Origin of the sequence: Elioraea sp. (assembly GCF_022842375.1) — a bacterium.
Classification (GTDB): domain Bacteria; phylum Pseudomonadota; class Alphaproteobacteria; order Acetobacterales; family Acetobacteraceae; genus Elioraea_A.
The window spans coordinates 242,600-255,591 of record NZ_JALHPR010000002.1; the positions used below are offsets into that span (position 1 = coordinate 242,600).

Below are 12,992 nucleotides of genomic sequence, written 5' to 3' on the forward strand. Positions count from 1 at the left end.
GTCTGATCCCGCAGGCGCTGCCGATCAGCGAAGCAGGCCAGCCTCGCGGTAGAAGCGCTCGGCACCAGGATGGAACGGCACGTCGCCGCGGCCCATCAGCGCCGTCTCGGCCACGATGTCACGCGCACGCACGTGGCCGCGCGAGAGCAGGCCCTTGGTGGTCTCGCTCCAGAGGCTCTTGGTGACCTCGTAGGCCAGCGCATCTGACACCTGGGCGCCGATGAGCCACACGGCGCCGACCGACAGCGTCGGCACATCCTCGGTCACGCCCTCGTAGGTGCCCTTGGCGATCACGCCACGGCTGTAGAAGGGCGCGCGCTGGTTCACCGCGTTGATCTGCGCGTCGGTGAACGGCAGCACGCGGCAACCGGCGCGCGAGCAGAACTCGGTGAATGCCGCAGCGGGTGCCGCGACGACCTGGAGCACGGCATCGAGACCCCGATCCTGCATCCGCTCCACACCTTGCTGTGCGGCGAGATACTCCGGCGTGTAGGCACCGCGCAGCCCAGCCGCCTCGAGCACGAGCTCGGAGCCGATGCGCGCACCGCTGGCCTGGAGACCGACGACCACGCGCTTTCCGCGCAGGTCCTCGAGCCTTTGCACCGGGCTGTCACGACGTACCACCGCATGCAACTGTTCACCGAACAGGTGCGCGATGAAGCGGAGTTTGTCGGCCTTCGGGCGCCCCTCGAACAAGCCCGTCGCCGTATACGCCCAGTGCGCGACGTCGGACTGCGAGAAGCCGCTCTCGGCGGCACCCGACTGGATCAGGTTCACGTTCTGCACCGAGCCCTGCGTCGCCTGCGCGACCGCGACGAGGCCGGGCACGCCAGCCGTGCCGCCAGCCTCGCGGCAGGGCGCGCCCGGCGGGCAGGAAATCGCATTCGCGATCATGCCCCCGATCGGATAGTACGTGCCACCCGCCGCGCCGGTGCCGATGCGGAAGAACTGCGGCGCCTGCGCGGTGGCTGGGCCCGTCGCCGCGAGCCCGACGAGGGCGGCGGCGGCAAGAAGCGTGCGTCGAGTGATGCTCATGGTCAGTCTCCCGTTGACTGTACGATCCGTCACGGACGCTACAGGCCCACGCCGGCGGGATCAATGTTGCCGCGCGATTGCCGGATTGGCCCGTGTGCGCAATGCTGCAGTGAAGCAAACACCGCAGGGGGCCTTTCCGATGCGAACCGCACGCCTTTCCGTCGCTTTCGCCGCACTGGTTGCCGTCAGCCTTGCAACCCCCGCCACCGCACAGGCCCCGTTGCGCTGCGCCGTCGATGGCACCTTTGCACCACATGCGATGCCGAAGCTCGGCGGCGGCATCGAGGGGTTCAACGTTGACCTCTTCACCGAGGTTGCAAGGCGCATGGGAAGGCCGCTGACGATGGACAGCGCAAGCTTCTCCGGCCTCATCCCGGCCATGAACGCTGGCCGCTACGACTTCCTCTGCGCGCCGACGACGGCGACGGCGGAACGCGCCCAGAACATGCTGTTCACCGAGGGCTATCTCTACACCGCCTTCCAGTTCGGCATCCGCCGCGGGTCTGCCCCCATCGCCTCCCTCGAGGAGCTGCGCGGCAAGGCGATCAGCGTGAACAAGGGCAGCGCCTATGACACCTGGGCGCAGCAGAACGCCGCGCGGTACGGCTTCACCGTGCAGGCCTACGACACCAACACCGATGCCGCTCAGGCGGTCATCGCGGGCCGGGCCTATGCCAACCTCGCCGGCAACACGGTGGTGAAGTTCGCTTCCACCCGCACACCGCAATACGTGCCCGATCTCCTGATGAAGGAAACCCGTGCGCACTGGGCGGCGCCGTTCCCGATCCAGTCGGTCGCGCTGCGCAACGAGGTCGACCGCGTGCTCGAATGCATGAAGCAGGACGGCTTCATCGCCCGCCTCTCCGAGCGCTGGTTCGGCGCCAAGCCAGAAGCCGACGATGCCGAGAACGTCGCGTTCCCCGGTTCGGGTGTGCCAGGACTCGCTGGCTATGATCCGACGCCGCACGCGGGTGGCTGCTGAGCCTGTGATGACAGGGCCCGCCCCGATTGTCGCCGCGCCCATCGTCGCAGCATCGGGCATCCACAAGCATTTTGGCGCCCTTCACGTGCTGAAGGGCGTCGATCTCGCCGTGGCGGAACGTGAGCTCGTGTTCGTCATCGGCCCCTCCGGCAGCGGCAAATCCACGCTGCTGCGCTGCTGCAACCGGCTGGAGACGCCCTCTTCCGGCCGCATCATCGTCGACGGGATCGACCTGCTGGACAGGCACACCGACATCAACGCCGTGCGCCGGCGCATCGGCATGGTGTTCCAGCAGTTCAACCTCTACCCGCACATGACGGCGCGCGGCAACGTCACGCTCGCGCTGCGCAAGGTGCTCGGCAAGGGACGGGCGGAGGCGGACGAGATCGCCGATGCCGCACTCGCGCGCGTGGGCCTCGCCGAGAAGGCGAACGCCTACCCGCTCGAGCTCTCGGGCGGGCAGCAGCAGCGCGTCGCGATCGCGCGCGCCATCGCGCTCGAACCTCGCGTCATGCTGTTCGACGAGCCCACCTCGGCGCTCGATCCGGAACTCGTCGGCGGCGTTCTCGCCGTCATGCGCAGCTTGCGCGAGGCGGGGATGACGATGGTGGTCGTCAGCCACGAGATGGGCTTTGCCCGTGCCGCGGCTGACCGGGTGGTGTTCATGGACCATGGGCTGGTGGTCGAGGAAGGGCCGCCGGCGCAGATCTTCGGCGCCCCGGAGCAGGAGCGCACGCGCGCCTTCCTGCGCCAGCTCGACCATTGATGGTGCTGAGCCGCAATGGATAGCTGGGATCGTTTCGTCTTCACCTTCTTCAACGCACAGGTGATGGCGACCTACCTGCCGAGGATCGTCGAAGGGTTCTTCCTCACCGTCCAGCTTGCGCTGCTCATCGTCATTTCCGGCCTGGCACTTGGGCTCCTGCTCGCGGTGGTGCGCAGCTTCGGCATCCGCCCGCTGAACTGGCTGATCATCTTCCTCGTCGACCTGTTCCGCGCGCTGCCGCCGCTCGTGATCATCGTGCTGATCTATTTCGGGCTGCCGAGCCTCGGCGCCGCTCCTTCCGGCTTCGTCTCGACCTGGATCAGCCTCACCCTCGTTCTGGCTGCCTTCGCCGAGGAGATCGTCTGGGGCGGAATCCTTGCCGTTCCGAAAGGGCAGTGGGAGGCGGCACGCTCCACAGGCCTCGGCTTCGCAACGACCCTCACCCATGTCGTGCTGCCGCAGGCGCTCCGGCTGTCGATCCCGCCGCTGACCAACCGCACCATCGCCATCACCAAGGGAACCGCACTCGGCAGCGTCGTCGCGGTGGCGGAAATTCTCTCGGTCGCGTCCGGTGCCGTCGGCTTCTCGTCCAACCCCTCGCCGCTCACCCTCGGCGCGATCGCCTATCTCATCCTGTTCGTTCCCGTCGTCGCGTTCGGCCGCTGGGTCGAGACGCGCTTTGCCTGGAAGCGCTGAGGGATGGACGAGTTCATCGCCACCTTCTTCAACGTCGAGGTGATCAGGGCCGCCTCGCCGATCCTGCTCCAGGGCCTCTGGATGACGCTGCTGCTCGTCCTCGTCGCCGTCCCGCTCGGGATTGCCGGGGGGGTGCTTCTGGCGGTGCTGTCGGTGTTCCGCCACCCAGCTGTGCGCTGGCCGCTGATCGCCTGGGTGGATTTCTTCCGCGCCTTCCCACCCCTCGTACTGCTCGTGTTCATCTATGCCGGCCTGCCTTTCGCCGGCATCGAGATCGGCGCCTTCGGATGCGTCGCCATCGGCTTCTTCCTCAACACCTCGTCCTACTACGGCGAGATCCTGCGCGCGGGGATCGAGAGCATTCCTCGCGGCCAGGTTGAGGCGGCACGCTCGACCGGGCTCTCGGCGGCGCAGACGATGACGTGGGTGGTGCTGCCGCAGGCAGTGCGCAACGTGCTGCCTGACCTCGTGTCGAACACGCTCGAAGTGGTGAAGCTCACCTCCATCGCCTCGGTGGTGGCCCTGCCGGAACTTCTGTTCCAGGCCCGCCAGGCGCAGAGCGTGACCTACAATCCCTCGCCCATCGTCGCGGCGGCGATCATCTACTTCCTGCTGCTCTGGCCCTTCGTACGCCTTCTCAGCAGGCTCGAGCACAAGGCGGTGGCGCGGCGCTGACGCCTATTCGCCGTCGTCATCCTCGCCGGCCAGCACGCCGCGTGTGTCGAGATGGGTGAAGTTGTGCTTCATGTAGGGCTTCACGAAGCCGCGGAACGTGAACCAGCACCCGAGCACGCCTGCCGAGACTTTCCGCGGCATCTCGCCGAACGGGATGTTGCCCTTGCTCACCTTCACGGGCTTGCGCTGGAAATCGATCGGAGACCAGAACCACTCCTTGTTCTCCCATCCTCGCAGGATGGGAACGATCGCGTCCGGCTTCATGCCGGTGACGCGGAAGTCGATCGCCGTGAAGGCCTGGTGCTGGCTCAGCGGCGCGCGGCCGGCGTTCTTCGACGGGTCGTTGTAGGCTTCCGTGCGATACGCGCTGATCAACTTCACGCCGACGCCGAGATGCTCGCGCAGGTGATCGAGGATAAGGATCGTCGGCACGATGTTGTGCCAGAGGGTCAGCGGCGGCGGCCCGTTGTCGGGCCGGTAGCGGCCGACAAGAAGTTCGTTCGCGTTGAAGAAGTTGAGGCCGAGCGAGCCGACGAAGTCCTCGAACAGCGTCTTGTTGAACGACATCGCATCCTCCTGCCAAGGCAAGTTCCAGGCGGCAGGGTGGGCGCAGAATGTGTCCCTTTCGTTTCAGCAGCGGAGCGGTGTGCGCGGGCTCACACCCGCCCGCGCACGCAGCCGTGCGTGACCTCAGCCCTGCTTCCAGGGAAGCCCCGACGCGATCCAGCCCGCCTTCGTTCGCCGATGGCCCGCCTCGTCCGGCGGCCCCTCGAACCCGTCGGTGATGTTGATGGCGTGCGGGAAACCGGCCTCGACCGCCAGCTTCGCCGCCGCGAGGCTCCGCACGCCGGAGCGACAGAGGAAGTGGATGTGGTGGCCTGGCGTAATGCCGGCCGCGCGCATCGTGTCGATGAACCCCTCGTTCACCGTCATCGCCGGGAAGAGCTGCCAGGCAATGCGATGCACGGGCTTGTCCACCGCGGAAAGGTCGGGCAGGCCGACATAGGTCCACTCCGCATCGGTGCGGACGTCGACGAGCACGGCCTCAGCCTGGTCTCGCAGCGCTGCATAGGTCTCTGCCGGCGTCCTGTGGGTGATCTCGCTCATCCCTCGTCCCTCCCATTGGCTCCGGCCCGGTTGCATCCAGGCCTCAAGGGCGCTTGTGTAGCGCGCGTGTGAGGGCTGAGGGAACAGGGAGGGAGCCGCGTGGCAGGTGCATGGGCAGGGACGGCCGAGGGATTGCTCGGCGCGATCGGCAACACGCCGCTGATCCGGCTGCGGCGCGCATCCGAGGCAACGGGCTGCGAGATCCTCGGGAAGGCGGAGTTCATGAACCCGGGCGGCTCCGTGAAGGACCGCGCCGCGCTCGCCATCATCAGCGACGCCGAGCGAAGCGGCGCGCTCCGGCCCGGCGGCACGATCGTCGAAGGGACGGCCGGCAATACCGGTATCGGCCTCACGCTCGTCGGGAATGCCCGCGGCTATCGCAGCGTGATCGTGATGCCCGAGACGCAGAGCCGGGAGAAGATCGAGTTCCTGCGCATGATCGGCGCCGAGCTTCGCCTCGTCCCCGCTGCCCCGTTCAAGGACCCCGGCAACTACGTCCACGTCTCCCGCCGCCTCGCCGGGGAGATGGCGGCCACCGAGGCGAACGGCGCGATCTGGGCCAACCAGTTCGACAACCTCGCCAACCGCGAGGGCCACAGGATCACCACTGGGGCGGAGATCTGGGGCCAGACAGGGGGGCGCGTCGATGCGTTCACTTGCGCCTGCGGCACGGGGGGAACATTGGCTGGCGTGGCGCTTGCGCTGAAGGAGCAGAAGCCGTCGGTTCGCATCACTCTCGCAGACCCGATGGGCAGCGCGCTTTATGCCTGGAAGACGCGCGGCGAGCTCGTTCTCGAAGGCTCCTCGATCACCGAAGGCATCGGGCAGAGCCGCGTGCCCGGCAATCTCGACGGTGCGCCGATCGACGATGCAATCCAGGTGACCGACGAGGAAGCACTCGAGCAGGTGTTCGACCTGACGATCCACGAAGGCATCTCGATCGGCGGCAGCGCTGGGCTGAACGTGGCGGCAGCGATCAGGGTCGCGCGCAGCCTCGGGCCAGGGCACACGGTGGTGACCATCCTGTGCGACGGCGGCGCGCGCTATCAGAGCAAGCTGTTCAACCCCGAGTTCCTGCGCGGCAAGGGGCTTCCCACCCCGCCCTGGATGAATTGAGGAGAGCGTGATGACGACGAAACGTTTCGAGGGGCGCGTTGCCGCCGTGACCGGTGGCGCGCGCGGCATCGGCCTTGCGGTGGCGGAACGGCTCACGGCAGAGGGCGCGCGCGTCGCTCTCTGGGACATGGACGAGGGTGAGGGCAAGGTGGTCGCCGCCCGCCTCGGTGGTGCCGCGATGCGGGTGGATGTCGCCGACGACGCCTCGGTCGCCGCCGCGGTCGCTGCGACCGAAGCCACGCTTGGGCCCGTCGACATTCTCGTGAACAATGCCGGCATCACGGGGCCCAACGGGCCGGTCGAGACCTACCCCGTCGATGCCTGGCGGCGCGTCGTGGATGTCGATCTCACCGGCGTGTTCCTCTGCTGCCGCGCCGTCGTTCCGGGCATGCGCGCGCGCAACCGCGGGCGGATCGTCAACGTCGCCTCCATCGCGGGGAAGGAGGGCAACCCGAATGCCGCCGCCTACTCGGCGGCGAAGGCGGGCGTGATCGGTCTGACAAAGGCACTCGCCAAAGAGCTCGCGGCAACCGAGGTGCGCGTCAATTGCATCACGCCGGCGGCCGTCAAGACCGACATCTTCGCGCAGATGACCGAGCAGCACATCGGCTGGATGCTGTCGAAGATCCCGCTTGGCCGCTTCGGCCTGGTCGACGAGGTGGCGGCGATGATCTGCTGGCTCGCCTCTGACGAGGCGTCGTTCTCCACCGGTGCGGTGTTCGACGTGTCGGGCGGCCGCGCGACCTACTGAGAGCGGCCGCGCGCCCATTCGGTGAGGGCGAGCAGCAGAGCGGAGCAGAGGAACAGCAGCACCGCCGCGGCACAGATCGTGGGGGACAGGAACTCACGCACCGAGGCGTAGATCTGCCGCGGCAGCGTGTATTGCGCCGGGCCTGCGATGAACAGCGTGATGATGAACTCGTCGAACGACGTCGCGAAGGCGAACACCGCGCCAGTGAAGATGCCCGGCGCGATCAGCGGCACGATGATGCGCAGGAACGCGACATGCGGTGCGGCGCCGGAGGCTGCTGCCGCGCGCAGCAGCGTCATGTCGAAACCCTTCAGCGCGGCGAGCACCGCGATCAGCACGAAGGGAACGGCAACGACCGTGTGCGCGAGCACAAGGCCCACGAACGTTCCGGCGAGCCCCACCATGGAGAAGGCAAGGAACATCGCTGCCGCCGTCACGATCGAGGGGGTGATGATCGGCAGGCTGAGGGCCGCGATGACAACAGCCTTGCCGCGGAAGCGGCCGAGCGTCAGCCCAAGTGCCGCGAGCGTGCCGAGGCTCGTTGCCAGCGCCGTAGTGGCCAGCGCGACCATCAGGCTGTTGCGGCCGGCGAGCAGCCACCGGTCTGACGACAGCAGCTCGCGATACCAGCGCAGCGACAGCCCATCGGGCGGGAAGCGCATCACCTCGGTCGGTGAGAGCGACAGCGGAATGATCGCGGCCATCGGCGCTAGCAGGAATGCGAGCACGAGCAGCGCCATGGCAGCAAGCATCGCGCCGAGCATGCGCGCGCTCACGGCGAAAGCCGCCCCTTCATCGCACCCGGTGCGATCACGCGTGCCGCCACGACGGCCGCTGCGGCGAACAGCATGAGCAGCGCCGAGAGTGCCGCGGCCATGCCCCAGTTCACCTCGCGGTTGATGAAGAAGGCGATGAAGGAGGCGACCATCTGATCGCGTGGCCCGCCGAGCAGCGCGGGCGTGATGTAGAAGCCGACAGCGAGCAGGAACACGATGAAGCCACCCGCCGCGATGCCTGGCCAAGCCAGCGGGAGATACACACGCAACGCCACCTGCGCGGGCGACCCGCCGAGCGATGAGGCGGCGCGGAGAAGCGTGCGATCGATCCCCTTCATCACGCTGTAGGCCGGCAGGATCGCGAAGGGCAACAGCACGTGAAGCATCGCGATGATCACCGCGACGCGCGTGCCGACAAGTTGGATGGGTGCATCCGCCAGCCCAAGTGCGACGATCGCGGCATTGATCGGCCCCTCGCGTTGCAACAGCACGAACCACGCTGTCGTGCGCACGAGGATCGATGACCAGAAGGGAACGAGGACGGCGAGAAGCCCAAGCCCTGCCCAGCGCCGTGGCAGCCCAGCGAGCAGCCAAGCGACGGGAGCGGCGAGCAGCATTGCCAGCGCCGTGACGAGAAGGCTGACACCGAGCGTGCGCAGGAACAGCGTGCGGAACAGGCGCTCATCCTCCGCCACCGCGACGATGCCGCCGCCCGGCGCGAGATCGAGGTCGAGCGCGCGCAGGAGGTAGAGCGGCGTGAGCGGCCCGGAGGCATCGCGCAGCGCGAGCCATGTGTCACGCTCAGCCCAGCGCGCATCGAGCGCAGGCATTGCCGTGGCGTAGGGGGCCGCGAGCGTGTCGGCCGCCCGCGCGGTGCGGAGCAGCAACGCGCGCGTGCCGGGCCTGGCGAAGTTCACCCGTTGCAGGAGCCGCCCGAGGCGACGGTCGGCGAGCGCGGCACCGAGCTCGTCGGCGAGTGCGGCGAAGGCCGTCTCGTCAGGCAGCCCGGCGCCATCCCAGGCGACGAGCGCTGCATGGGTGCGCGGCAGGCTCTCGCGCAGCTCCGGGTCCGCAAGGGCGGTGAACAGCGTCGTGCCGAGCGGCAGCAGGAACACGCACGCGATCAGCAGTACGAGCGGCGCGACGAGAAGGGCCGCGAGCGTGTTCTGGCCCCTCACCGCACGCCTGCCCAGCGGGCTGCTACCTGTTCAGCCAGGCAGCGAAGCGCCGCTCGAGCTCGGGCCCATGCTCGATCCAGAACTCGGTGGAGATGTTGAGCCCCTGGTCGACATGATTGCTCATCATCAGCGGGTTGCGTGTCCGCAACTCGGCGTCGGTGGCGACAGCGGCCGTCACCGGGTTGATCGGCCAGAGCTTGGTCAGCTCGAGAAGCGGTGCGGGATCGGTGATGAACTCGATCATGCGCATCGCCTGCTGCGCATTCGGCGAGCCGCGCACCACGGCCCAGAAATCATAGGCATAGAGCAGCGTGCTCCACTTGAGCGCGTAGCGTGAGCCGGCGCGCATCGCATTCGTCGTCCGCCCGACGAAGCCGACGGCGTAGGCCACCTCGCCGGCGTTGATCAGCTCGATCGGCTGCTGCCCGCCTGACCAGAACATCAGGTCAGGCCTGATCGCATCCAGCTTGGCGAAGGCACGGCGCTGCCCCTCGGGCGTGGCGAGAACGCGATAGACATCACCCGCGGCAACGCCGTCAGCCATCAGCGCGGCTTCGAGCGTGATGCGCGCGCCGCGGCGCAGCGCCCGCTTGCCCGGGAACTTCGCCGTGTCCCAGAACTCGGCGTAGGTGGAGGGGCCGGTGGCGTTGCGCGCCTGGTCATAGAACACAGCCACACCCCAGCCGATGGCGCCCGCGCCGCACGTCGTCGCCCCGCCGGGGAGGAACTTGTCGCGGCGCACGACTGACCAGTCGATACGCTCGAACACGCCATCCTCGCAGCCCTGCACGAGATCGGGCGCCTCGACCATCACGACATCCCACGTGACGTTGCGCGCCTGAACCATCGCGCGGATGGGCCCGACGTTGTAGTCGTACGACGTGTCGGCGACGCGGATGTTGTTGGCCCGCGCGAACGGCTCGAACAGCGTCGCGCGCATGTGGTTCTGCAGCGGCCCGCCGCCTGCGACGATCGTGAGGTCACGCGCCCCGGCCGGGAGCGCGAGGGCAGCGACAAGGGCCGCGGCAGCAAGCGTGCGAAACGTCATCCTCATGTCCCCCTTCCCGCCGCGGACGCCAGCAGCCTGGCGACGGGCGTGATGTTCCAGCCGTCATTCTTCCGGCGATAGTAGGTGTTCAGCAGGCGCGTCGCCACAGGTCCTGGACGCCCCGGACCGATCGGCACGCCATCGACGCGCGTGACCGGGAACAGCCCGCAGGAGGTCGAGGTGATGAAGGCCTCGTCAGCCGCGCGCAGCACGTCCGGCGCGAGCCGTCCGTAGCGGCCGGGAATGCCGAGTTCCCCCGCGATCTCCATCATCGTGCGGCAGGAGATGCCCTCGAGCACCCCGGAATCGGCCGCAAGCAGCCCCTCGCGCGTGACCGCGACGACGTTGAACCCGGGCCCCTCGGCGACACCGCCGCCGTGGTCGAGCAGGATCACGGTATCGAACCCATCATCCTTGGCGAGCAGCAGGGCGCGCGTGAAATCGCCCCAATGCGTGTTCTTCCACACCGGGTTGACCGAGGTTTCCGGGATGCGGCGGATCGTCGTGGAGATCGTCGCGTGCAGGCCGCGCCGCATCTCCTCGGGCTGGCCACGCAGCACCAGCGGCTGGGCGTAGGCGAAGAAGCGATTGCTGGCGAGCCGCGGGTCGCGCGAGCCAGGCGGTGCCGTGCCGCGCGTGCAGGCGAAGTAGACGAGCGCATCAGCGAGCCCCGATCGATCGACGAGCGTGGCAAGCAGCGTGGTGAGTTCGGCACGCGTGAAACCTGGATCGAGCCTGAGGCCGGCGCAGGAGGTCTCGAACCTGTCGAGGTGATCATCGAGGCGGAAGAACCCGCCGCGCCACGTGTGCACGACATCGTAGGTCATGTCGGCGTACATCAGGCCGAGATCGCGCACAGGGATGCGCGCCTCGGCAAGCGGCACGAAGCCTCCGTCGATCCACGCAAGAGCGCGCGAGAAATCGGCGCGCGCGACGCTCAGGTGATCGGGAACCTCGAGAATCTCATCGATCACGCGCTTCACTGGTCCGTTGTGCTGCCTCGCGGCATCGTGCGAGCAGCGCGCGTCCAGTGTCAACGCCACGCGGCGGCCCGTCGACCAGCCTGCATCTCGACGCGCGGGCGTCCATGCGCGACAACGCTGCATCTCGATCGCGGAGGAGCCGATGAACACGACCGCCGAACGCCTCGCCGCCTGGGCCGAGGGCGAGGAGGCGCGCTTCCTCGGCAGGCTCGAGGACGAGGAGCCCTGCAACGGCTGGATCGCCGAGTATTGGCGAATCGTCGGCGATGCAGCAGGCCGCCCCCATTACCGCCATGTCGATGGCAGAACGGTCGACGAAGCGGGTGACCGCTGGGCCTGGTCGGCCGCGTTCATCGGCGCCGGCGCATGGGTCGCCACGGGAGGTGCGCCCTGGTTCGCCTATTGCGAATGGCACAGCAGCTACACGCGCGACGCGATCCGCCGCGCCTCGGCCGGCGGTGCCCAGCCTTATCGCGCCCTGCCGGCCGCAGGAGCCGTGCTCCGCCGCGGCGACATCATCGTGCAGTGGCGCGCAGGCATCGGCGATGGTGGGCGCGACATCCCCGTAACATGGGAGAGCGCGCCGCGGATCGACCCCTTCACCAGCCACGGCGACATCGTGGTTGCCGCCGGGCCGGGCGCGGCGGAGATCATCGGCGGCAACCTTGGCGATACGGTGCTGCGCCGGCACCTGGTGCTCGACGAGCACGGCAGGATGGCCGACACGACGCAGCTGCGCGGGCACTGGTTCGCGCTGCTGCGCTTCGCAAACGACGCAGCCGACTGAGGCGGGCCGCCTTCGTCCCGTTTACCAGCCGTTCATCGATGTCGGCGAGCCTCACCAAAACGGTGAGGGAGACGACAATGCGGCCAACCAGCCTCCACCCCTTCTCGATGTTCCTGCTCGACCCCGTGTCGATCTGGCTCGCCGACACGCAGGGCGGGCTCGTGATCTCGACCGGCTGGGCCGGCGATCCGCCAGGCACGCGGCAGGCCGGCAGCGCGGTCGCGGTCGACACCCTCGGCGCGCGTCTCGCGACCGACCCTCTCGCCATCGCCGGCGGCGAGTACCAGCGCGTCGAGCAGACAGGGGTCTGGAACGCGCTGAAGAACATCTCCGTCACCGGCAGCGCGCTCGATGCGGACAGTGGCGGCAGGCTGCTGGTCGCCAACTTCGTCGATACGCGCATCGACCTGACCGGCGCCGATGGCGATGGTGTCGATATCGTCGTGCTTGGAGCCAAGCGTGGGCTGATCCGCACCGATGATGGCGAGGGAAACGACAGGATCACGCTCGTCTCCCACAGCAACGAAGGAACCTGGTCGAACCTGATGCTGATCGAGACCTTCGGCGGGGATGACAGGGTCGATGTCACCACCGTCGGGCTCTCGCAGCTCGATGACCTCGTGCTCGGCGACAATGCAGGCAGCAACGGCCCTCTGTGGAATGCCGCATACGATGGCCGTTTCTCGCGTTACGTGATTGACGTCGGAAGCGGTGACGATATCGTCACCGTCCGCGGCATGGGCAAGGCCGTCATCCTCGGCGGCGACGGCAGCGACATCCTGCGCGGCGGCAGCGGCGCAGACTGGATCGACGGCGGCGCTGGTGCCGATGTTGTATTCGGCGGCGGCGGAAGCGATGTGTTCGTGCTGAATAACGGCGAGATCGACGATGACGTAATCAGCGACTTCTTCCGCGATGAGGGCGACAGCCTTCTTCTCCTCGGCTTCGCCGACGATGCAACGCTGTTTGTGATCGACGCTGCGTCGGGCCTCTACGGCATCATGAACGGCGATGGTGGCGGTCTGTCGCTGCTGCTGATCTCCGGCCTCGGCGGCACGCTGCTCGAGGAAGGCGACTACCTCTTCGGCTGAG

The 12,992-nt window shown here is 68.1% G+C and carries 15 protein-coding genes; 8 read left to right on the forward strand and 7 right to left on the reverse strand.

Features of this window, described 5'->3' with window-relative positions; all coding sequences use genetic code 11:
• Positions 1-24 precede the first annotated feature (24 nt).
• On the reverse strand, positions 25-1,035 hold the full coding sequence (locus Q0C38_RS02980) for a TAXI family TRAP transporter solute-binding subunit (protein ID WP_291295565.1): 1,011 nt from the start codon (positions 1,033-1,035) through the stop codon (positions 25-27).
• A 139-nt stretch (positions 1,036-1,174) separates the two neighbouring features.
• Between Q0C38_RS02980 and Q0C38_RS02985 the strand changes: the two genes are divergently transcribed.
• From Q0C38_RS02985 to Q0C38_RS03000, 4 genes are read left to right on the forward strand one after another with little or no spacing between them, the layout of a single operon-like run.
• Positions 1,175-2,017, forward strand: coding sequence for a transporter substrate-binding domain-containing protein (locus Q0C38_RS02985; RefSeq protein ID WP_291295566.1), 843 nt, complete (start codon positions 1,175-1,177; stop codon positions 2,015-2,017).
• Positions 2,018-2,024: 7 nt separating this feature from the next.
• Positions 2,025-2,783, forward strand: a complete 759-nt coding sequence (locus Q0C38_RS02990) for an amino acid ABC transporter ATP-binding protein (RefSeq protein WP_291295567.1) — start codon at positions 2,025-2,027, stop codon at positions 2,781-2,783.
• A gap of 15 nt (positions 2,784-2,798) precedes the next feature.
• Entirely contained in the window at positions 2,799-3,479 is a 681-nt protein-coding gene (locus tag Q0C38_RS02995) for an amino acid ABC transporter permease (RefSeq protein ID WP_291295568.1), read from the forward strand.
• A gap of 3 nt (positions 3,480-3,482) precedes the next feature.
• Positions 3,483-4,154 (forward strand): amino acid ABC transporter permease, encoded by a 672-nt coding sequence (locus Q0C38_RS03000; protein ID WP_291295569.1) that lies wholly within the window; start codon positions 3,483-3,485, stop codon positions 4,152-4,154.
• A gap of 3 nt (positions 4,155-4,157) precedes the next feature.
• Here the strand turns inward: Q0C38_RS03000 and Q0C38_RS03005 are convergent, their stop codons facing one another.
• Positions 4,158-4,721, reverse strand: a complete 564-nt coding sequence (locus Q0C38_RS03005; RefSeq protein ID WP_291295570.1) for a D-Ala-D-Ala carboxypeptidase family metallohydrolase — start codon at positions 4,719-4,721, stop codon at positions 4,158-4,160.
• 123 nt (positions 4,722-4,844) lie between these two features.
• Positions 4,845-5,261 (reverse strand): rhodanese-like domain-containing protein, encoded by a 417-nt coding sequence (locus tag Q0C38_RS03010; protein WP_291295571.1) that lies wholly within the window; start codon positions 5,259-5,261, stop codon positions 4,845-4,847.
• A gap of 99 nt (positions 5,262-5,360) precedes the next feature.
• On the opposite strand from Q0C38_RS03010, the gene Q0C38_RS03015 reads away from it, so the two are divergent.
• Together Q0C38_RS03015 and Q0C38_RS03020 are read left to right on the forward strand one after the other, a co-directional pair.
• Positions 5,361-6,377, forward strand: coding sequence for a cysteine synthase A (locus Q0C38_RS03015; RefSeq protein WP_291295572.1), 1,017 nt, complete (start codon positions 5,361-5,363; stop codon positions 6,375-6,377).
• Between the two features lie 10 nt (positions 6,378-6,387).
• The gene (locus Q0C38_RS03020; RefSeq protein ID WP_291295573.1) at positions 6,388-7,128 is read left to right on the forward strand and encodes an SDR family NAD(P)-dependent oxidoreductase; all 741 of its coding nucleotides are present in this window, start codon (positions 6,388-6,390) and stop codon (positions 7,126-7,128) included.
• Here the strand turns inward: Q0C38_RS03020 and Q0C38_RS03025 are convergent.
• The 4 genes from Q0C38_RS03025 to Q0C38_RS03040 are packed head-to-tail and all read right to left on the reverse strand — an operon-like array spanning position 7,122 to position 11,104.
• Positions 7,122-7,904, reverse strand: coding sequence for an ABC transporter permease (locus Q0C38_RS03025; protein ID WP_291295574.1), 783 nt, complete (start codon positions 7,902-7,904; stop codon positions 7,122-7,124). The two genes, Q0C38_RS03020 and Q0C38_RS03025, sit on opposite strands and share 7 nt — an antisense overlap.
• Entirely contained in the window at positions 7,901-9,082 is a 1,182-nt protein-coding gene (locus Q0C38_RS03030) for an ABC transporter permease (RefSeq protein WP_291295575.1), read from the reverse strand. The genes Q0C38_RS03025 and Q0C38_RS03030 overlap by 4 nt, the downstream gene beginning before the upstream one ends.
• A 22-nt stretch (positions 9,083-9,104) precedes the next feature.
• Positions 9,105-10,136, reverse strand: a complete 1,032-nt coding sequence (locus Q0C38_RS03035) for an extracellular solute-binding protein (RefSeq protein WP_291295576.1) — start codon at positions 10,134-10,136, stop codon at positions 9,105-9,107.
• Positions 10,133-11,104: an aminotransferase class IV gene (locus Q0C38_RS03040; protein ID WP_291295577.1), complete on the reverse strand. Its 972-nt coding sequence runs from the start codon at positions 11,102-11,104 to the stop codon at positions 10,133-10,135. The genes Q0C38_RS03035 and Q0C38_RS03040 overlap by 4 nt, the downstream gene beginning before the upstream one ends.
• A 151-nt stretch (positions 11,105-11,255) precedes the next feature.
• Here Q0C38_RS03040 and Q0C38_RS03045 point away from each other — a divergent pair, with 151 nt between their 5' ends.
• Together Q0C38_RS03045 and Q0C38_RS03050 are read left to right on the forward strand one after the other, a co-directional pair.
• Positions 11,256-11,900 (forward strand): DUF2272 domain-containing protein, encoded by a 645-nt coding sequence (locus tag Q0C38_RS03045; RefSeq protein ID WP_291295578.1) that lies wholly within the window; start codon positions 11,256-11,258, stop codon positions 11,898-11,900.
• Positions 11,901-11,977: 77 nt separating this feature from the next.
• A complete protein-coding gene (locus tag Q0C38_RS03050) occupies positions 11,978-12,991 on the forward strand; it encodes a calcium-binding protein (RefSeq protein WP_291295579.1) in 1,014 nt (337 codons plus the stop codon).
• Position 12,992: the final 1 nt, after the last annotated feature.